The sequence below is a fragment of the Bacillus sp. FSL W8-0920 genome, from assembly GCF_038593215.1.
Taxonomy (GTDB): Bacteria; Bacillota; Bacilli; order Bacillales; family Bacillaceae; genus Bacillus; species Bacillus pumilus.
On record NZ_CP151974.1, the window covers coordinates 2,870,059 to 2,889,631 of the forward strand.

At 40.8% G+C, this 19,573-nt stretch carries 19 protein-coding genes; 14 read left to right on the forward strand and 5 right to left on the reverse strand.

Going from position 1 to position 19,573, the window contains the following annotated elements; genetic code table 11:
• Positions 1 to 16 precede the first annotated feature (16 nt).
• Positions 17 to 574 carry a YufK family protein gene (locus tag NSS78_RS14675; RefSeq protein ID WP_003212871.1) on the reverse strand — a complete coding sequence of 186 codons (558 nt, stop codon included), beginning with the start codon at positions 572 to 574 and terminating at the stop codon, positions 17 to 19.
• Positions 575 to 759: 185 nt separating this feature from the next.
• Here NSS78_RS14675 and malK point away from each other — a divergent pair, with 185 nt between their 5' ends.
• The 7 genes from malK to NSS78_RS14710 all read left to right on the forward strand — a co-directional run bounded on the left by malK (position 760) and on the right by NSS78_RS14710 (position 9,745).
• The gene (gene malK / locus NSS78_RS14680; protein ID WP_050944037.1) at positions 760 to 2,361 is read left to right on the forward strand and encodes a malate sensor histidine kinase MalK; all 1,602 of its coding nucleotides are present in this window, start codon (positions 760 to 762) and stop codon (positions 2,359 to 2,361) included.
• On the forward strand, positions 2,354 to 3,061 hold the full coding sequence (locus NSS78_RS14685; protein WP_003213073.1) for a response regulator: 708 nt from the start codon (positions 2,354 to 2,356) through the stop codon (positions 3,059 to 3,061). Before malK ends, NSS78_RS14685 begins: the two co-directional genes overlap by 8 nt.
• 394 nt (positions 3,062 to 3,455) lie before the next feature.
• Entirely contained in the window at positions 3,456 to 4,538 is a 1,083-nt protein-coding gene (locus NSS78_RS14690; protein WP_044140813.1) for a BMP family protein, read from the forward strand.
• A 159-nt stretch (positions 4,539 to 4,697) separates the two neighbouring features.
• Positions 4,698 to 6,233: an ABC transporter ATP-binding protein gene (locus NSS78_RS14695; RefSeq protein WP_003213375.1), complete on the forward strand. Its 1,536-nt coding sequence runs from the start codon at positions 4,698 to 4,700 to the stop codon at positions 6,231 to 6,233.
• On the forward strand, positions 6,226 to 7,272 hold the full coding sequence (locus NSS78_RS14700) for an ABC transporter permease (RefSeq protein ID WP_003212654.1): 1,047 nt from the start codon (positions 6,226 to 6,228) through the stop codon (positions 7,270 to 7,272). Before NSS78_RS14695 ends, NSS78_RS14700 begins: the two co-directional genes overlap by 8 nt.
• Complete coding sequence (locus tag NSS78_RS14705) at positions 7,273 to 8,232, forward strand: ABC transporter permease (RefSeq protein ID WP_003213713.1); 960 nt, start codon at positions 7,273 to 7,275, stop codon at positions 8,230 to 8,232.
• A 175-nt stretch (positions 8,233 to 8,407) separates the two neighbouring features.
• Entirely contained in the window at positions 8,408 to 9,745 is a 1,338-nt protein-coding gene (locus tag NSS78_RS14710) for a 2-hydroxycarboxylate transporter family protein (protein ID WP_003213451.1), read from the forward strand.
• Between the two features lie 74 nt (positions 9,746 to 9,819).
• Here NSS78_RS14710 and NSS78_RS14715 read toward each other — a convergent pair whose 3' ends face one another.
• The gene (locus tag NSS78_RS14715) at positions 9,820 to 10,029 is read right to left on the reverse strand and encodes a hypothetical protein (protein WP_003213300.1); all 210 of its coding nucleotides are present in this window, start codon (positions 10,027 to 10,029) and stop codon (positions 9,820 to 9,822) included.
• A 219-nt stretch (positions 10,030 to 10,248) separates the two neighbouring features.
• Here NSS78_RS14715 and NSS78_RS14720 point away from each other — a divergent pair, with 219 nt between their 5' ends.
• The 7 genes from NSS78_RS14720 to mnhG are packed head-to-tail and all read left to right on the forward strand — an operon-like array spanning position 10,249 to position 16,025.
• Entirely contained in the window at positions 10,249 to 12,660 is a 2,412-nt protein-coding gene (locus NSS78_RS14720; RefSeq protein ID WP_212045486.1) for a Na+/H+ antiporter subunit A, read from the forward strand.
• Positions 12,657 to 13,088, forward strand: coding sequence for a Na(+)/H(+) antiporter subunit B (locus tag NSS78_RS14725; protein WP_034620105.1), 432 nt, complete (start codon positions 12,657 to 12,659; stop codon positions 13,086 to 13,088). The genes NSS78_RS14720 and NSS78_RS14725 overlap by 4 nt, the downstream gene beginning before the upstream one ends.
• Positions 13,088 to 13,429: a Na(+)/H(+) antiporter subunit C gene (locus NSS78_RS14730; RefSeq protein ID WP_003213576.1), complete on the forward strand. Its 342-nt coding sequence runs from the start codon at positions 13,088 to 13,090 to the stop codon at positions 13,427 to 13,429. The genes NSS78_RS14725 and NSS78_RS14730 overlap by 1 nt, the downstream gene beginning before the upstream one ends.
• Positions 13,422 to 14,900 (forward strand): Na+/H+ antiporter subunit D, encoded by a 1,479-nt coding sequence (locus NSS78_RS14735; RefSeq protein WP_309215906.1) that lies wholly within the window; start codon positions 13,422 to 13,424, stop codon positions 14,898 to 14,900. Before NSS78_RS14730 ends, NSS78_RS14735 begins: the two co-directional genes overlap by 8 nt.
• Positions 14,901 to 14,906: 6 nt before the next feature.
• A complete protein-coding gene (locus NSS78_RS14740) occupies positions 14,907 to 15,386 on the forward strand; it encodes a Na+/H+ antiporter subunit E (RefSeq protein WP_044140819.1) in 480 nt (159 codons plus the stop codon).
• Positions 15,386 to 15,667 carry a Na(+)/H(+) antiporter subunit F1 gene (locus tag NSS78_RS14745; RefSeq protein WP_003213177.1) on the forward strand — a complete coding sequence of 94 codons (282 nt, stop codon included), beginning with the start codon at positions 15,386 to 15,388 and terminating at the stop codon, positions 15,665 to 15,667. Before NSS78_RS14740 ends, NSS78_RS14745 begins: the two co-directional genes overlap by 1 nt.
• Entirely contained in the window at positions 15,651 to 16,025 is a 375-nt protein-coding gene (mnhG, locus tag NSS78_RS14750) for a monovalent cation/H(+) antiporter subunit G (RefSeq protein ID WP_003213369.1), read from the forward strand. The genes NSS78_RS14745 and mnhG overlap by 17 nt, the downstream gene beginning before the upstream one ends.
• 85 nt (positions 16,026 to 16,110) lie before the next feature.
• Here mnhG and NSS78_RS14755 read toward each other — a convergent pair whose 3' ends face one another.
• The 3 genes from NSS78_RS14755 to NSS78_RS14765 all read right to left on the reverse strand — a co-directional run bounded on the left by NSS78_RS14755 (position 16,111) and on the right by NSS78_RS14765 (position 19,558).
• Complete coding sequence (locus NSS78_RS14755) at positions 16,111 to 16,500, reverse strand: hotdog fold thioesterase (protein WP_106066313.1); 390 nt, start codon at positions 16,498 to 16,500, stop codon at positions 16,111 to 16,113.
• 23 nt (positions 16,501 to 16,523) lie between these two features.
• Positions 16,524 to 17,165, reverse strand: coding sequence for a response regulator transcription factor (locus NSS78_RS14760; protein ID WP_003213500.1), 642 nt, complete (start codon positions 17,163 to 17,165; stop codon positions 16,524 to 16,526).
• A gap of 80 nt (positions 17,166 to 17,245) precedes the next feature.
• Positions 17,246 to 19,558, reverse strand: a complete 2,313-nt coding sequence (locus NSS78_RS14765) for an ATP-binding protein (RefSeq protein WP_340866486.1) — start codon at positions 19,556 to 19,558, stop codon at positions 17,246 to 17,248.
• Positions 19,559 to 19,573: the final 15 nt, after the last annotated feature.

Here is a 19,573-nt window from a genome sequence, read left to right on the forward strand (position 1 = left end):
TGCTTTCTTTGTCTGTTTATGAAGGCAGACTTGCCATAACACTGTTATAAAGCTTAATAAATAAGTACAAAATGCCGATTAAAAACGTGGCCCAAAACAGCAAAATAAACATCATAAATCCAATTAAATTCAGCATAGAAAGCGATTGATAAATGCGGACCACAACCCAGATAAAATAGACAAGACCTGCTAAAACAAATAGTCCGACAAGCAAGATCAGCTGCTGCGTCAGCAGAAATGCAAGCAAGCTGGCAAATAAATAAACAACGGATGCAATCCGAATTTTCTTTAAGTTCTCTCCTTCAGGATCTTTCGCGAAAAAGAGTAGCGCCAGCTCTAACACCGTATCTGCAATCAGTTTCAAGGCAGATAAAATCATAAAATAAACAAGTGCAAAAGCAGCAAAAAGAGCAAGCCGGATGCCCTGTTCCGAGAAGAATTCCAGCATTCCTTTTAAAATACCTGCTTGAGTCAAGAAATCAGTCATTATCCCTACTGTGAAAATCGAAAAAGCAGAGCTGAATAGTAAAATCGAAATCAGCGGAAAATATCCAGTCAAATATGTATTTTTCATAAATAGATCCTTTCTCATAAGCTCACATTTATTATGGCTCACTTAAAACGGATTGACAAGATGCTTTCAAAGTAAACTGGTAGCAAAATCAAATTTGTGATTTTGCACGTACATTCCTTCACAAACTTACATTTTCCCGTTAAAGTATTACTATTACGAAAAAATCGTGCGTTAGGGGTATACTCGTGAAAAAAACATTAAGATTGCAAACACGACTGACGATTTTTGTTTGTATCGTTGTCCTGATCTCCCTTTGTATCACTTTCTTTACGATCTGGTCAGAAACAGCTAAAAACATTCATCAGCAGGAACGTGACATCGCCCTCTCCACTGCCAAAATGGTCGCAGAGGCTCCGATCACAGCGAAATCATTAGAAGAAAATCGATCGTATTCAGCACTCCGTCAATATACAACAAGTGTTCAGCGAATCACCAAAACCGAATTCGTTGTCGTGATGGATATGAACGGCATTCGCAAAACCCATCCAAATCCGCAGAAGATCGGGAAGCGGTTTGCTGGCGGTGATGAAAAACTAGCATTACAGGGTAAAGAGCATATTAGTACGGCTTCTGGAACACTTGGCAGATCCATGCGTGCTTTTGTTCCGGTTTATGATCAAAATGGGAAGCAGCTCGGGGCTGTGGCAGTAGGGATTACATTAAAGGAAATTGACTTGATTATTCATCAAAGCTTACTTCCACTCTACTTCGTCATATCGCTCAGTCTTCTTTCTGGTATCATTGGAGCACTCATTGTGGCAAGAAAAGTGAAGAAAATTATGTTTGGACTAGAGCCAGATGAGATTGCTACATTATTAAAAGAACGAAGCGCCATGCTAGAATCAACAAAAGAAGGGATTCTTGCCGTCGATCAGCACGGTAAAATCAAGCTCGCCAATGCTGAAGCGAAACGGCTCTTTCATATTATGGGCATTATGGTTGATCCTAGAGAACAAGATGTTCAGGTGCTCCTCCCTTCAAGCGGTCTAAAGCAAGTCATTGAAACACGCAAGCCGCTGCTTGACCGCGACGTGAGAATGAACGGACTGGAGCTCGTATTTAACGAAGTCCCGATTACGGTAAAGGGCGAGATCGTTGGAGCAATCGCCACCTTCCGTGACAAAACAGAAGTCAAACACTTGGCTGAGCAGCTGAGCGGAGTCAAAATGTATGCAAATGCCCTCCGTGCCCAGTCACATGAATTTATGAACAAGCTTCATGTCATTTTAGGATTGGTTCAGCTCAAAAACTACGATGACCTTGGCACTTATATCAAAGATATTGCGATCTATCAGCAGACGGAAACAAATGAAATCATCAACCATGTGAAAAACTCTGTTTTAGCAGGATTTTTACTAGGAAAACAAAGCTATATCAGGGAACAAGGCGCGACCTTAGAAGTCATATGCAGCACACAAGTCCCAAATTCAGAGGACCCGGCAGTGACGCATGATCTCATTACCGTCATTGGCAACCTGTTAAATAACGCACTCGATGCTGTTTCTCATACTGAGACGAAAAACATCTCGATCTCATTCCGATACGTTCAGGAGCAGCTTCATATTGAAATTACAGACACAGGTGTTGGTCTCACAAAAAAAGAACAAGACATCATGTTTGATCAAGGCTTTTCAACTAAAGGAGAAGACAGAGGATTCGGTCTCTACTTCGTTGATCAAAGCATCAAAAAATTGAACGGTCATCTGATTGTCACGAGTGAAAAAGGAGAAGGAACGACCTTTAGTCTCCGTATTCCGTATAAACAAAAGGAGGATTCACATGATTAATGTGTTAATAGTAGAAGACGACCCAATGGTTGGGGAGCTGAACAAACGCTACCTGACCCAAATCGACGGCTTTGAATTAAAAGGGATTGCCACCTCTTTTCAGCAGGCACTGGACATCTTAAAAACAGAAGCCATTCACCTTGTACTGCTCGATATTTATATGCCTGGACAAAATGGCCTGGCATTATTATCAGAAATTCGCAAACAAAATCATTCGGTTGATGTCATTGTCATTTCAGCTGCCAATGAAGTCGACGTGATCCAGCAAACGATGCGAAACGGGGCTGTTGATTATTTGATCAAACCGTTTGAATTTGAACGTTTCCAATCAGCGCTCTCAGAATATAAACGAAAACACGCCTTGTACCAAACGATGAACAGCATCTCGCAAAATGATTTAGATGCGAAGCTCTTTCATAAAAAAGCAGAGACGGAAAAAGTCCTTCTGCCAAAAGGCCTGACCAAAAGCACACTCAAACTCATCTGGACAAGTATTCAATCATTCGGTCATCAGGCTTTCACGACCGAAGACCTAGCGAATCATACAGAAATCTCTCAAGTCTCTATTAGAAAATACTTGAAATTCCTTGAGGACATCGAAGTAGTTGATGTTGAAATGGCATACGGGACAATTGGACGCCCTGTTTTCCAATATAAACTCAGTACAACAAATATGAATTTAATTCAGCAATATCTATAATTTGACACATCTGACCTTATACAGAGGCCAGATGTTTTTTTTTGGAACACGATGTGACAAACCCCTTGATATCAGTGGTTCCACTGTAGTAGATCACATCACAAAAGCGGCATTATATCATATTTCAGCACATAAAAAGACATCGAATTTAGCCTTTTAACATTTTTTTTAAAATAAAACAAATTTCTATTTATTTATTCGATTGGAAATGATAAATTATGATTGATTAGTTCAACGAGATATAAGTCTGATGTCTTACATCTTCTCTCCTGTCCTCCATAAGTTTCAGGAGAAAGCAGGATAAAATACCCTATTCAGAAGGTTGAGAAGAGATAGGTCGGTCTTTTTTCGCGAGACTTTTCTGAAACTTTTAAATTTTATAGGGGGTTATGTTTTGAAGAAGCGCAAAATTGGACTAGCATTGTCCTTAGTCGTAGCAGCAGGAACCATCCTTGGAGCATGCGGCAACTCTGGCTCAAACAGCGGTGAAAGCAAAAAAGATAAAGATCAATTCACTGTTGCAATGGTAACTGATGTCGGTGGTGTCGATGACAAATCGTTTAACCAATCAGCTTGGGAAGGTTTACAAGCATTTGGAAAAGACAACAATCTAAAAAAAGGTAAAAACGGCTTTGATTACTTACAATCTAAATCAGACGCTGACTATACAACAAACTTAAACACACTTGCTCGTGAGAAATTCGACCTGATTTACGGAATTGGTTTCTTAATGCAAGATTCTATTAGTGAAATTGCAGATCAGCGTAAGAAAAACCACTTTGCCATCGTTGATGCTGTCGTGAAAAAAGACAACGTAGCCAGCATTGTGTTCAACGAAAATGAAGGATCATTCCTTGTGGGTGTTGCGGCTGCTCTTTCTACAAAATCAAACAAAATTGGTTTTGTCGGCGGCGTTGATTCTGAATTAGTCAGAAAATTCGAAGTTGGTTTCCGTGCAGGCGTTGAAGCAGCTAACCCGAAAGCAAAAGTTGAAGTGAAATATGCTGGTGCATTCGATAAGGCAGACATCGGGAAAGCAACAGCTGAAAGCATGTACAAATCCGGCGTCGACATCATTTATCATGCTGCTGGCGGCACTGGAACTGGTGTTTTCACAGAAGCGAAAAACCTGAAAAAAGCGGATCCTAACCGCAAAGTTTGGGTCATCGGTGTAGATAAAGACCAGTATGACGAAGGAAAAGTACCTGGAACAAAACAAAGTGTCACCCTTACTTCTATGGTTAAGAAAGTAGACAAAGCGGTACAAGACTTAACAACGAAAGCAAAAGAAGGTAAGTTCCCTGGCGGCGAAGTGATCACATATGGTCTGAAAGAAGGCGCTCTTGACATTTCTCCATCTCAGGACAACCTTAATAAAGATGTATTGAAGAAAGTAGAAGAATGGAAACAAAAAATCATCAAGGGCGAAATTAAAATCCCTGCAACACGTGATGAACTAAAAGATTTTAAAGCTTAATTTGAACATCGGGATAAGCGCGCCTTATCCCCTTGTTTCTCCTTTACCTCCTCTTTATTCGTAAAAGGTGGTAAAAGAAAAGCTGCAGCCTCGTTTTGCAGCTTTTCTTTTGCTAGTTTTTATCTTCATCAGCACCCTAAAAAAGGAGCGGTTAAACCTGTGGATTATGTCATTGAAATGTTGAATATACGCAAAGAATTCCCTGGCATTGTAGCAAACGATAACATTACGCTGCAGCTAAAAAAGGGCGAAATTCATGCGCTGCTTGGTGAAAACGGCGCTGGAAAATCAACGCTCATGAACGTGCTTTTCGGACTGTACCAGCCTGAAAAAGGTGAAATCAAGGTTCACGGAAAACCTGTGACCATCTCTAGCCCGAATGATGCAAGTGATTTAGGCATCGGTATGGTGCATCAGCACTTTATGCTTGTCGATACCTTCACCGTCGCTGAAAACATCATTTTAGGAAAAGAGCCCAAGAAATTTGGAAAGATCGACAAAGAACAAGCCATACAACAAGTACAAGAGCTTTCTGACCGCTATGGTTTAAAAATAGACCCTGCCGCAAAAGTATCTGACATCTCTGTCGGCATGCAGCAGCGTGCAGAAATTTTAAAAACTCTTTACCGCGGCGCTGATATTTTGATCTTCGACGAACCAACAGCCGTCTTAACACCTCAAGAAATTAAAGAACTCATACAAATTATGAAAAACTTAATCAATGAAGGCAAATCCATTATTTTAATTACCCATAAGCTGAAAGAAATTATGGATGCATGTCACCGCGTCACCATTATCCGAAAAGGCCAAGGCATTCGTACACTTGATGTGGAAAGCACAAACAAAGATGAGCTTGCAAGCCTCATGGTCGGTCGTGAAGTTTCATTTAAGACAGACAAAAAAGACGCCTCTCCTGCTGAGGAAGTACTTCAAATTCAGGATCTTACGGTAAAAGACGCACGAGGAATTGAAGCGGTCAAACATCTCAACCTCTCAGTAAAGGCTGGAGAAATTGTTGGTATTGCTGGAGTCGATGGCAATGGTCAATCTGAATTGATTGAAGCCATTACCGGTCTAAAAAAATCAGAATCTGGCACGATCATGCTAAACGGAAAAGCCATTCAAAATCTTCCGCCTCGTAAGGTGACCGAATCTGGAATTGGACACATTCCTCAAGACCGTCATAAACACGGACTAGTGCTTGATTTTTCAATAGGAGAGAATATTTCGTTACAAACGTATTACCAGCGTCCATACTCAAAATTTGGCTTGATGAATATGAAAAATATATACCAAAAGGCAAAGCAAATCATTGCCGAGTATGACGTAAGAACACCGAGTGAATATACAGAGGCACGCGCCCTGTCAGGCGGGAATCAGCAAAAAGCCATTATTGGCCGTGAAGTTGACCGCAATCCCGATTTATTAATTGCCGCTCAGCCGACACGTGGACTTGATGTTGGTGCGATTGAATTTGTTCATAAGCGCCTCATTGAGCAAAGGGACACAGGCAAAGCCGTCCTCCTCATCTCATTTGAGCTTGATGAAATTATGAATGTCAGTGATAAGATTGCTGTTATATTCGAAGGCAGCATTATTGCCATCGTTGATCCAAAAGAAACAACAGAGCAAGAGCTTGGTCTATTAATGGCTGGAAGTACGCAACAGGAAGTGGGGAAAGAAGCAAATGTCTAATCGCTTAACAAATCTGCTTATTCCGCTTATAGCCATTGTACTTGGTCTTTTTGTTGGGGCCATTATTATGCTGGCAAGCGGTTATAGTGTCATCGAAGGCTATGGCGCCCTTTGGAATGGCGTCTTCGGTGAAACCTATTATATGGGAGAAACCATCAGACAAGTGACACCTTACATTTTATCAGGGCTTGCTGTTGCTTTTGCATTTCGGACAGGTCTCTTTAATATCGGTGTAGAAGGTCAAATGCTCATTGGCTGGGTAGCTGCTGTATGGATCGGTACAACTGTCCATGCACCTATGTACATCCATCTGCCACTTGCACTCATCACCGCAGCTGCTGCTGGTGCATTATGGGGCTTTATTCCTGGGTTTTTAAAGGCTCGTTTTTATGTTCATGAAGTGATTGTCACGATCATGATGAACTACATTGCCCTTCATGTGACGAACTATTTGATTTCAAATGTCTTAACAAATAATAAAGATAAAACAGAAAAAATCGATGCCACTGCCTCGCTTCGCTCTGGTTTCTTTGAACAAATCACCGATTTCTCCCGGATGCATAATGGTATTTTTGTTGCCATTATAGCTGCGGTCGTGATGTGGGTCATTATTCAAAAAACCTCTAAAGGCTTTGAATTGCGGGCTGTTGGAATGAACCAGCAGGCATCCCATTATGCCGGTATGAATGTTCGCCGCAATATCATTTATGCGATGCTCATTTCAGGTGCTTTTGCAGGTCTTGCAGGCGCAATGGAAGGTCTTGGTACATTTGAATATGCATCAATTAAAGGCTCGTTTACCGGTGTAGGTTTTGACGGAATCGCCGTCGCTTTATTAGGTGGAAATACTGCTGTTGGTGTTGTTCTTGCTGCACTGCTGCTTGGTGGATTGAAGGTCGGCGCTTTAAATATGCCACTTGAATCTGGCGTACCAACTGAGGTCGTTGATATTGTCATTGCGATCATTATTCTTTTCGTCGCCTCAAGCTATATTATCCGTCTTGTGATGAACCAAATGAAGAAAAAGGGGGGAAAATAAGTGGGATTTCTGCAAATTCTTGAAATCATCGTCCCAGCAACACTTGTCTATGCTGCACCACTTATTTTAACCGCTCTTGGAGGCGTCTTTTCAGAAAGATCAGGTGTTGTGAATATCGGTCTTGAAGGTTTGATGGTCGTCGGAGCATTTTCCAGTATTATCTTTAACTTGTTTTTTGCTGATACATTCGGGGCCTTGACCCCGTGGCTTGGGCTCCTCGTCGGAATGGCGATTGGCGGATTGTTCTCTCTCATTCATGCAGTTGCGACCATTACATTCCGTGCAGATCAAACGGTCAGTGGTGTTGCGATTAACATGCTGGCACTTGGCGCTACGCTGTTTGTCGTGAAACTCATTTACGGGAAAGCTCAAACAGATAAAATTACAGAGCCTTTCTATAAAGGGGATATTCCCCTTTTAAGTGACATTCCGATAATTGGCGATATCTTCTTTAAAGATGTTTATTATACGTCCATACTCGCATTAGCGCTTGCGGTTGTTGCTTGGTTTGTTTTATTTAAAATGCCGTTTGGTCTTCGTCTTCGTGCAGTCGGAGAACATCCAATGGCTGCTGATACAATGGGAATCAAAGTGTACCGGATGCGCTATATCGGTGTCTTTATTAGTGGACTGTTTGGTGGTCTTGGCGGAGCTGTTTATGCGTCAACCATCGCACTTGATTTCTCACATGCGACCATAACTGGACAAGGATTCATCGCACTAGCTGCACTTGTCTTCGGTAAATGGCACCCATTCGGCGCAATGGGCGCTGCTTTATTCTTTGGATTTGCTCAAAGTTTAAGCATTATAGGCTCTCTCCTGCCGCTCTTCCAAGATATACCGAACGTGTATATGCTCATTGCACCATATGTGCTGACCATCCTAGCACTCACTGGCTTCATCGGCCGAGCAGATGCACCGAAAGCACTTGGGACACCTTATTTAAAAGGAAAACGATAATAACGATGTATGATCAATCCCCTGAAGGATAAACTACCTTCAGGGGATTTTTGTATGATAAAAACATAAAAACTCCTGTTTATTTTACTTTTATTACACTTAATTTAGTTTAATAAATAGATGAGTGTCACAGAATCTTCTACAATTGAGACAAATAGCATTTGGGGGTGTTTATGTGGCTAATACACAACAATTGAAATCGATTACAGACGATTCTGACAATAATAAAAGCGTTTTCCGTAAGATCATGTCTTGGAAAATTGGTGTTATTGACTTACCTGTGTATTTAGTACTTGCAGCGATTATTTTAACTGCCGCTTATTTTAATAAAATTCCAGCAAATATGCTTGGTGGTTTCGCTGTTATTATGATTTTGGGGATTTTCCTTGGAGATATAGGACAACGTATTCCGATATTAAAAGATATTGGTGGACCGGCGATTCTTTCTTTATTCGTACCATCGTTCCTGGTCTTTTTTCATGTTCTGAATCCGAACTCGTTGGAAGCGGTTACGTCTCTTATGAAGACGTCGAACTTCCTTTACTTCTATATTTCTGCTCTTGTAGTAGGTAGTATTCTTGGGATGCAGCGAACTGTTTTAGTACAAGGCCTTATTCGTATGTTTGTTCCTCTTGTTGCAGGTACAATTGCAGCTGTGACTGCCGGAATTCTTGTTGGTCTTTTAGTTGGTTACACACCGCATCATTCGTTCTTCTTTATTATTGTTCCGATTATTGCTGGTGGTGTTGGAGAAGGGATTTTGCCATTATCTATTGCTTATTCACAAATTCTTGGTGTATCAGCAGAGTCATTAATCTCTCAATTAATTCCTGCTGCCGTCATTGGGAACGTCATTGCCATTATCTGTGCTGGCGCAATGAAGAAGCTTGGTGAAAAACGTCCTGAACTAAACGGGAATGGTCGTCTTGTAAAATCTAAAGAGGCAAATGAAATTTTTGAACAGCCTGATATGGATCCAAAAGTTGATTTTGGGTTAATGGGTGCTGGTGTACTCGTGGCTTGTACAACGTTCATTTTTGGTGGTTTATTAGAAAGCTTTGTTCATATTCCAGGTCCAATCTTAATGATTGTTCTTGCCGCTTTAATCAAATACTTAAACGTGATGCCTCAGCATCTGCAAGATGGCTCACAGCAGTTCTACAAGTTTGTATCAAGAAGCTTTACATGGCCGCTTATGGTCGGTCTAGGGATTCTATACATTCCACTTGATGATGTAGCAACAGTGATTTCTATTCCATTCGTTTGTGTATGTATCGCTGTCGTTCTTGGAATGGTGGGTTCTGGTTACTTCGTTGGGAAATTGATGAACATGTACCCAGTAGAATCTGCGATTGTGACAGGCTGTCACAGCGGACTTGGCGGTACTGGTGACGTTGCGATCCTTTCAGCTTCTGGAAGAATGGGTCTCATGCCTTTCGCACAAGTATCTACACGTCTTGGCGGAGCAGCAACTGTGATCTGCGCAACAATCTTACTTAGAATGTTTACTTAAAACATTGAAACATCAAAAGCATGTGCCCTCTCATAGGCACATGCTTTTTTATATTTCTTTTATCCTATATGATTTTATTCATCAGCTAATACAATTCGTAAATATTCCCTAGGCTGAAAAGGATACAGCTTAGTTTCCTGATAGCTCATGCGGAAAAGGTGCTCAGAAAATAGCGGCCATTCACTGCCGTCCTGCCACCTTTTTTGATCATTTCGGTCAATCAAGAATGCTCCTCCTAAAATCGTGCAGAATATGCTTAAGCTGATGGCGATCTTTCGTTTCATTTAATCAGCTCCTTTAAGAAAAGCATGTACGAAAAACAAAACAATATACAATGAGTTTCATTTTTGATAAAATTATTTTTGTGGTCAAAAGAACCCAAAACAAATACAGTTTGCTCGAAATCGTTTCAAACCAATGCACTATGGCTGTATTTAAGATATAATTTTAATTACCAGTTCTTTAGAACGTGAATTTATATTGATCAAAGGAGGTTCATTTTCTTGCAGCTTATTCACTTCGCCATCCTATCACCTTTTTTACTCGCCTTTGTTGTACCTTTCCTTTTTAAATATGTAAGGCGTATACATACAGGGTGGTTTGTTCTCATCTTGCCGATTCTTTTATTCACCTATTTCATCCAAATGTTACACATTACCTCGAATGGACGAACGCTTTTCTCACAAGCTGAATGGATTCCATCTTTAGGGATGAATTTTACTGTATATGTTGATGGCCTTAGCTTGTTATTTGCATTATTAATTACAGGTATTGGCGCACTTGTGGTCTTGTACAGTATTTTCTACTTATCAAAAGAAAAAGAACAGCTTGGCTCTTTCTATACGTATTTGTTAATGTTTATGACCGCTATGCTTGGTGTGGTTCTCTCTGACAATATGGTGGTTCTGTACTTGTTTTGGGAGCTAACGAGTATTTCTTCCTTCCTCTTAATTGGGTATTGGTATAAGCGGGAGCGCTCTAGATATGGTGCAACCAAATCACTGCTTATTACTGTTTTTGGCGGATTAGCTATGCTTGGTGGCTTCATCCTCATCTACCTGATCACTGATTCATTCAGTATTCGTGAAGCAGTCAATCAGCTTCAGCTCATTATGGCATCACCTTACTTTATCCCTGCCATGATCCTGATCTTACTAGGTGCCTTTACGAAATCAGCGCAATTCCCATTCTATATCTGGCTGCCTGATGCAATGGAAGCACCTACCCCTGTGAGCAGTTATCTGCATTCTGCTACGATGGTGAAAGCCGGTATTTATCTTGTTGCCCGCTTCAGTCCGATCTTTGCTATATCAGAGGTGTGGTTCTGGACCATATCCATTGTCGGACTTATCACATTATTCTGGGGATCATTCCATGCCGTCCGGCAAAATGATTTGAAAGCCATTCTGGCCTACTCGACAGTTAGTCAGCTCGGCATGATTATGCTCATGCTTGGCGTCGGCGCAGCTGCGATTCATGAAAACAACCCTGCCTTTTTTGGCGCAGCCGTTCTTGCTGCTATTTTTCACCTCATTAACCATGCTACGTTTAAAGGCAGTCTCTTTATGGCAGCAGGTATTATCGATCACGAAACAGGTACTCGTGACATTCGGAAATTAGGTGGTTTAATGACCATCATGCCGATTACCTTTACGATTACGCTAATCGGTACATTTTCAATGGCTGGACTACCGCCATTTAACGGCTTCTTAAGTAAAGAGCTGTTTTTCACAAGTATGTTACGTATTTCTGAGATCAGCTTTACAGATATTTCGACATGGGGCGCTATTTTTCCAGCAATTGCTTGGCTCGCTAGTGTCTTTACGTTCATTTACAGTATGATGCTTCTCTTTAAAACATTTAGAGGTCGTCTGAATGTAGACCAATTAGAGAAAAAACCGCATGAAGCACCGATTGGCATGCTCATCCCGCCAATCATTCTCGCTGCACTTGTGGTCACTTTCTTCTTTTTCCCAAATATTCTTGCTTATTCTGTCATTGAACCTGCAATTGCAGCCATTATCCCTGATGCGATTGATCCTGGAAAACACATTGTTGTCAAAATTGAAGCATGGCACGGCTTTAAGCCAGAGCTCTATATGACAATGGGTGTTGTCGCTTTAGGAATCATCGGATATTTGACGTTGTCAAAATGGCGTCCAATGTACAATATATTTAAGGAAAAATGGTCATTTAACACGTTATACGATCGTTCTCTAATCGGTTTAGAAAAAGGTTCATACCGCCTGACAAACAGCTATATGACTGGTTTCCTTCGTGATTACCTTGTCTATGTGTTTGGGTTCATGATTATTGTACTTGGCAGCGTGATGTTCTATCAGCAAGCTTTCTCATTTGAAACAGAAAAAGCTGCGCCAATTGGCACGTATGAAGCCATTCTTTCACTTGTGATGGTGGCGGCGACGGTCACGACCGTATTCGCCCGCTCACGCTTAACTGCCATTATTGCTCTAGGTGTCATGGGATACACGCTGTCATTATTCTTCGTGATTTTCAGGGCACCTGACCTTGCCCTGACACAGCTGATTATTGAAACGATTTCTGTCGCACTGTTTTTACTTTGCTTCTATCATTTACCGAAGCTGAGCTTAAAGCAAAAAACGAGAAAATTCAAATTAACCAATTTGATCATTTCAATAGGTGTTGGTCTCACTGTCACTTGTCTTGCTTTTGCTTCCACAAGTCAGCAGTCACTTGAGTCCATTTCAACTTACTTTATTGAAAACAGCTATAAACTTGCTGGCGGCGACAACATTGTCAATGTCATTCTTGTAGATTTCAGGGGCTTTGATACACTCTTTGAAATTACCGTACTTGCCATTGCGGCACTCGGTATTTATGGATTATTAAAGGCACAGGCACAAGGAAAACGGAAGAGAGGCGTGCGGCGATGAGGAAGATTGATACGAATGATATGCTCTTACAAGTCACAACAAAAATCACAGCATTCATCATCTTGCTTTTTTCCCTTCACTTATTTCTTGCGGGACATAATAATCCTGGCGGGGGGTTCATTGGCGGCCTGATGAGTGCCAGTGCTGTCGTCCTTCTGCTTTTAGCCTACGATCTGAAAACAGTGAGACGTATTCTGCCCTTTAATTTTATTTATGTTGCAGCGACCGGGCTGCTCGTCGCGATCCTGACGGGGATGGGATCCTTTCTATTCGGTGCACCTTTTCTATCCCATGCATTTGATTATTTTCAACTGCCGTTTTTAGGGAAAACAGAACTGGCGACAGCCGTACTGTTTGATATCGGTGTATATTTAGTTGTTGTCGGTGTCACCATGACCATTATTCAAACGATTGGAGAGAAGGAATAATGGAATTTCTAATGTCTATAATCGTCGGTATTATTTTTATGGCGGCGACCTATTTAATGCTTTCAAAAAGCCTTCTACGGGTCATCGTCGGTACTGCTGTTTTAAGTCACGGCGTCCATTTGCTTCTTTTGACAATGGGCGGCTTAAAAAAAGGAGCTCCACCTATTTTAAAAGAGGGGCTCACATCCTATGTAGATCCATTACCACAAGCATTAATTTTAACAGCCATTGTCATTGCTTTTGGTGTGACATCCTTTTTACTTGTCATGGCCTTCCGTGCCTTCCAAGAGCTGCGAACAGATGACATGGATCAAATGAGAGGAAATGATCAGCATGAATAATCTCGTGATCCTGCCAATTTTAATTCCATTATTAGCTGCTACACTATTGATCTTTATGAATAAGAACATCATGCTGTCGAGAGGCTTTAGTGTGTTTGCTTCGCTCTTAGCCATTGTCTGTAATGTGTATTTAGTCCAAACCATCTTTACTAATGGGATTCAAACTCTCTATTTAGGAGGCTGGAAAGCACCATTTGGGATTGCCCTTGTGGCCGATCAGTTTGCTGCGCTCCTTGTGCTCACCGCTTCCGTTGTTGGGCTAGTGACAGTTCTATTCTCCTTTCAAACAATTGGGAAGGAAAAGGAGCGGCTTTTCTATTACTCTGGCGTACAATTTTTGTTAGCTGGCGTAAGTGGGGCCTTTTTAACAGGCGATATTTTCAACCTGTTTGTCTTTTTTGAGTTGCTGCTAATGGCGTCTTATATGCTCATTGTGTTAGGCGGATCAAAGCCTCAGCTTCGAGAATCACTCAAATATATTGTATTTAATATCATCTCGTCGGCATTATTTATTGTCGGTGTCGCTTGCTTATATGCAGTCACGGGCACTTTGAATATGGCTGATTTAAGCGTGAAAATAGCTGAATCAGGGCAAACAGGATTAATCACTGTCATTTCTATTCTGTTTCTCATTGTATTTGGCTTAAAAGCTGGGATCTTCCCGCTTTATTTCTGGCTGCCAGGATCATATCATGCACCGCCAGCGGCTATTTCTGCTCTATTTGGTGCACTGCTGACAAAGGTTGGCTTATATGCGATTGCCAGAGTCTTTACGTTAATTTTTATACATGATACAGGGTTTACACATACACTCATGGCTTGGTTTGCCGCACTAACGGTGATATTCGGTGTGATTGGCTCTATTGCCTATTCTGATGTGCAAAAGATCGTCATCTATAACATTGTCACAGCAGTTGGGGTCATTTTGTTTGGGATTGCAGCCAATACACCTGCCTCACTCCAAGGGGCCATTTATTATCTCATTCATGACATGGTGATTAAAGGCGCTTTATTTATGCTGGTAGGTGCACTTTTTGTATACGCTGGCACAAACCACTTGAAAAAGATGGGCGGACTGATTCAATCTCAGCCTTTACTAGGGTGGATGTTTTTCATTTCGGCTTTATCCCTAGCAGGAATTCCTCCTCTGAGTGGGTTTGTTGGAAAGCTAAAGATTGTAGAAGGTGGATTTTCTGCTGGACACATGACCTTTTCTATCCTTGTCTTAATGTCCAGCCTTCTTGTCCTGTATTCGATTATGAGGATCTTCATACTCGCATTTTGGGGCGAGGATCAAGATATGCGAAGAAGGAAACCGTCGATTAAAGGAATGGTGTACCCTGGCGTACTGCTTGTGATCTTGTCGCTTGCCATTGGGTTAGGGACAGAGTTCATTGCCCCTTATATCAATCAAGCAGCGGAAATGCTCTCAACACCAGAAAAATATATTCAAGCTGTGCTGAAGGAGTAGATGAACATGGCCTTTCAAATATTACTAAACGCTCTCCTCGCCTTTACATGGATGTTTATGAATGATACATACAGAGCCGCAGACTTTGTATCAGGCTTTGTACTAGGGATGGTCGCCATTTTTATGCTTCGGCGGTTTTTCCCGCAGCGTTTTTACGGCTATGCCCTGTTTGCGATTTTCAAGCTCGTATTGATTTTTATTCGGGAGCTGCTTCTTGCCAATTTAAGTGTATTAAAGACCGTATTATCTCCAAAGCTCACCATTAAGCCCGGTATTTTCGCCTTTCGTACAGATTTGAAAACGGATTGGGAAATCACCATACTGGCTAATATGATTACATTGACACCAGGTACACTCGTCATTGATATTTCTGATGATCGTTCCATTTTATACATTCACGCGATGGATATTGAAGATGCAGAAAAAGCCATTCACGATATCCGGGTTTCATTTGAAAAAGCGATTCAGGAGGTGAGCGGTAAGTAATGGAGCTCATATTACAAATTTCACTTGGCATTCTTGCGCTGTCCACCTTTCTTTTTGTGATACGGGTTATCAAAGGGCCCTCTATTCCTGATCGTGTAAGTGCGCTTGATGCGATAGGAATCAATTTAATTGGGATGACAGCTATCGTTTCTATTTTGCTGAAAACGACAACGTTCTTTGAAATTATTTTACTGCTCGGTATCCTTGCCTTTATCGGCACTGTCGCTTTTTCCAAATTCCTTGAGAAAGGGGAAGTGATTGAAAATGATCGTCATCGCTAAAGCTATTGTCATTTTCTTTATCCTGCTTGGCGCCATCCTTTGTCTCATTTCAGCCATTGGCGTTCTTCGCCTGCCGGATGTTTATACACGTATGCATGCTGCATCAAAAGCATCGACACTTGGTGTTGTCCTCATATTAGTTGGGGTGTTCTTTCACGAATGGTTTCTTGCAGGGATTATTTCTGCGAAGATCCTACTTGGAATTGTCTTTATCTTTTTAACAGCTCCAGTCGGCGCACACTTGATCGGAAGAGCCGCCTACAATACGGGGGTCAAGATGGACAAACGAAGTGTACAGGATGATTATGGCGGTTTTCGTAACTTCGTGATTAAACGCAAAGAAGACTCGTACTTATAAACCGAAAGCAGATCCTCTCATGTGAGGATCTGCTTTTTATGGATTAATCCAACCTAAAAAAGCTTCCGCTGCACCGGGAGCTTTTTTATATGCGATCAATGACAGCAAGTGTGCATCTTGACGTACAGATGTGCCGGTCTCGATCATCTTTAATATCAATTTGAAATACCATTGTACGGCGCCCGACATGTACAGGAACAGCCGTCGCTGTCACTACTCCATCACGTACAGATTTTAAGTGATTGGCATTGATTTCAATCCCTGAGCAAACTTGCTGAGTTAAGTCTAAATGAGCCGCAGCTCCCATGCTTGCCACTGTTTCTGCTAGAGCAGCAGAAGCTCCTCCGTGCAGCAGTCCAAATGGCTGTTTTGTTCTGTGATCGACTGGCATTGTCGCTACGCATCGAGACTCATTACACTCTACAATCTCAATCCCCAGTGCCTCAAGCAGTGTATTTGATCCATTCACTTCCATCAGGGTTCTCTCCCTTCACACGTTTACAGCACACTTTCAGATTTTGCAATTAAAACCGCTTCGGTTCGAGAGCCAACATTCAGCTTATTAAAGATGGACGTCAAGCTGTATTCAATCGAGCGTTTGCTCAAATGCAGCACATCGGCAATCTCTTGGTTCGTGTATCCTTTTTCCACTTCTCTGAGGATCAAACACTCTCGCTCTGTTAACAGCTCGTGATCGGTCTCCTGCGCCTGTTCTGGCTTTTCTTGCTGCTGTGAAATTAATTTCTTTAAATAGGATAGCTGAATGACAACTTCTCCTTGCAATGTGCGGTGTATGTATTCAATAATTTTGTCTTTTGTCTCTGTTTTACTAATTGCACCGTGCAATCCAGCCCGAATGGCCTCTTCAAAATAATCATCTACTTCATACCCTGTATAAATGATGATTTTCACTTGTTGGTTGGTTTCTAGAATTTGTTTCGCAATGTCCATTCCATTGATATCCCCGAGATTTAAATCCATCAAAATCACATCATAGATGGAAAAGTCATGCGTCTTTAAAAAGGCGGCTTCTGCATCAGGACTTAAACAATCGACTGATAGCTGCTGATCTGATTCTAATATGCTTTTTGTCCCTTCCATGACAGCCGGATGATCATCAATGACCAATATCTTCTTCATGTCTTCCTCCCTTTAAATCACTCACTTCCATTTTATATAAAAAACTTGGCAGATGCCAAGTCTTATTCCTTAATAAATCGTTACAATTCCATTTCAATTTTCACCTTCAGCCCTTTTTCAGGTGCGGTATGAATGTGAAGCTTCCCATTTAACGCCTTGACTCGTTCTCTGATCCCAGAGAGGCCCATGCTCATGGTGTGCTGATCAAGATGGCTTGCGTCAAAGCCTACTCCATCATCCTCGTAGTGAAGAACAACCTGATCTTTAATACAAATCAGCATTACGAGCACTTGGCTGGCTTGAGAATGTTTCAAGGCATTGGATAACAATTCCTGAACAATCCGGTAAATATTAAGCTGGGAGTCAATATCAATGTCCATCTCCTTATCAAAGCGTGTCGTATTCAGCCGAATATGAAACGGTGCTTCCTCCTGAATTTGAGAAGTCAGCTTCGATATCGCCTTCACTAAACCTAAATCGTACAGCAGCTGCGGCCGAAGTTCATGACACGTTTCTCTCGTCGTTTGAATCACCTTAGACATTTGTTCATTCCATGAGATAAGCGATTGTTCAATAGACGTTGGGCATTGATCGTTTTGGAAATTCGTTAAAAACATCTCTGACTGTCTTTTCAGCGATATCAAATCCTGTAGCACGGAATCATGGAGATCCCTTGCTAAATCGGAGCGCTGTTTTTCTTCCATCGCAAACATGACTTTTTTCAGCCAAGCAGGGTTCGCTTCACGCTGCTTCAAATCTTCAAGATGCTCCATCAATTCTTCAATCTTGACGACATTTTCTAAACTGACACTTGTATAAAATGCCAATGTTTTCAGCCAAGAAATCTCATCACGCGTCAATTTAGGTGTCTGTAAATTGGATAAGCAGCAAATCACAAACGAGTGACCACCCCGCTCGCCAATTTTCATCATGAACCCTTTATCAAGCCCAATGATTTTCCCGACTTCCCCTAAAATATCCTGAAATTGATCCACATACTCTTTCCATAGATTGCTATCACCTGAAGATTCATCAATCTCTTCAATCTGCCCATCTGGCTTCACTTCAAGCACAAAGGCTTTATTAACAACCAGCACTTCTAAAATGGTGTATTTCAAATGATAAAGCACTTGGTGAAGTGATGACGCCTCACGGATGAGCTGCGTAAATTTAAACACACTGTCCTGGTAATTATGCTTCTCTGAAAAACGTTTCAGCCGGAAGCGGAAATCTAGAATTTCTTTAAAATAAAAGACAGCAAGCATGAGTGTATAGGTGATTAATGCGAGTTTCAGTGTATACTTCAAATCTTCTGGTTTTTGCAGAATGTAAAACGTGACAATAACAAAAATGGTCGGTGTAATGGCTAAAAAGCCATAGTATTTCAGTCTACTAATCAAAAAGTCCATATTGTATAGTTTGTTCGTCATGAATTGGTACACTAGAGAAAAAGGAATAAGCAAGACAAAAGAAGTCAAGAAAAAGGGATCTACTACATAAATACGAAACAAAACATATGGTATTGCAAATAAAAATATAAATGGACAGAATGCTATGATATTAATCATGACAAAAAACTTTAAAACAGACCCCTGCTCTGTCTCTTTATATTTCCGCATTCCATTGATAATCACTTTGAATGACATGATAATAGAAGCGAAAAAGAATAAAAGATTTAAACTTGGCATGTATCTTGCTATCGCTGAATCTATTGGAACTGCTAGCTCTATCAATAGATTAATTACTGGAAGACTATATAAAAGGCGAATTGTTTTTTGATTTGTTATATGCAAGTTAAACTCTTTAAAATACTGATAAATGAAATGAATATAAAAGATAAATACACTTGATAAACAAAATACGATCACATAATGGCTAAATCTTTCACCAATACCTGAAGTACCTGCACTAAGATACCCGATACAAATCGTTAATAAAAATAAAACTAATAGAAATGCTGATTTCCGTTGGGCCTCTTTGTTAATTCTAATGATAAAGAAGATACAAAATAAACATATTGAATACAGGACGAGAGGAATTAAATAGACAAATAAACTTTCTTGACCAATCAATGTCTTATTTTTAAGGGTGATCATTTGGTTGCCTCTTTGAATATCAATTCTTTGCACATTCCTAAGCTCACCATTGATCATATGATCTTTGTTGTTAGCAGGTTCCCCATTGATTTTAAGTATAATATCTCCTTCTTCTAATCCTGATGTGTAGGCTAAAGAAAGATATTCAACTTTGACAACTTCTGCTTGACCGTTCTTGTTCTCCGCTACACGTGCTCCATTAAAAATATCAAATACATAAATATATGAAACATAGATCACAAATAAAAAAGACAGAAAAACGAAAAAAGCAGATAGTTTCGTATAAGTTATCTTCATGTATAAAACATCCTT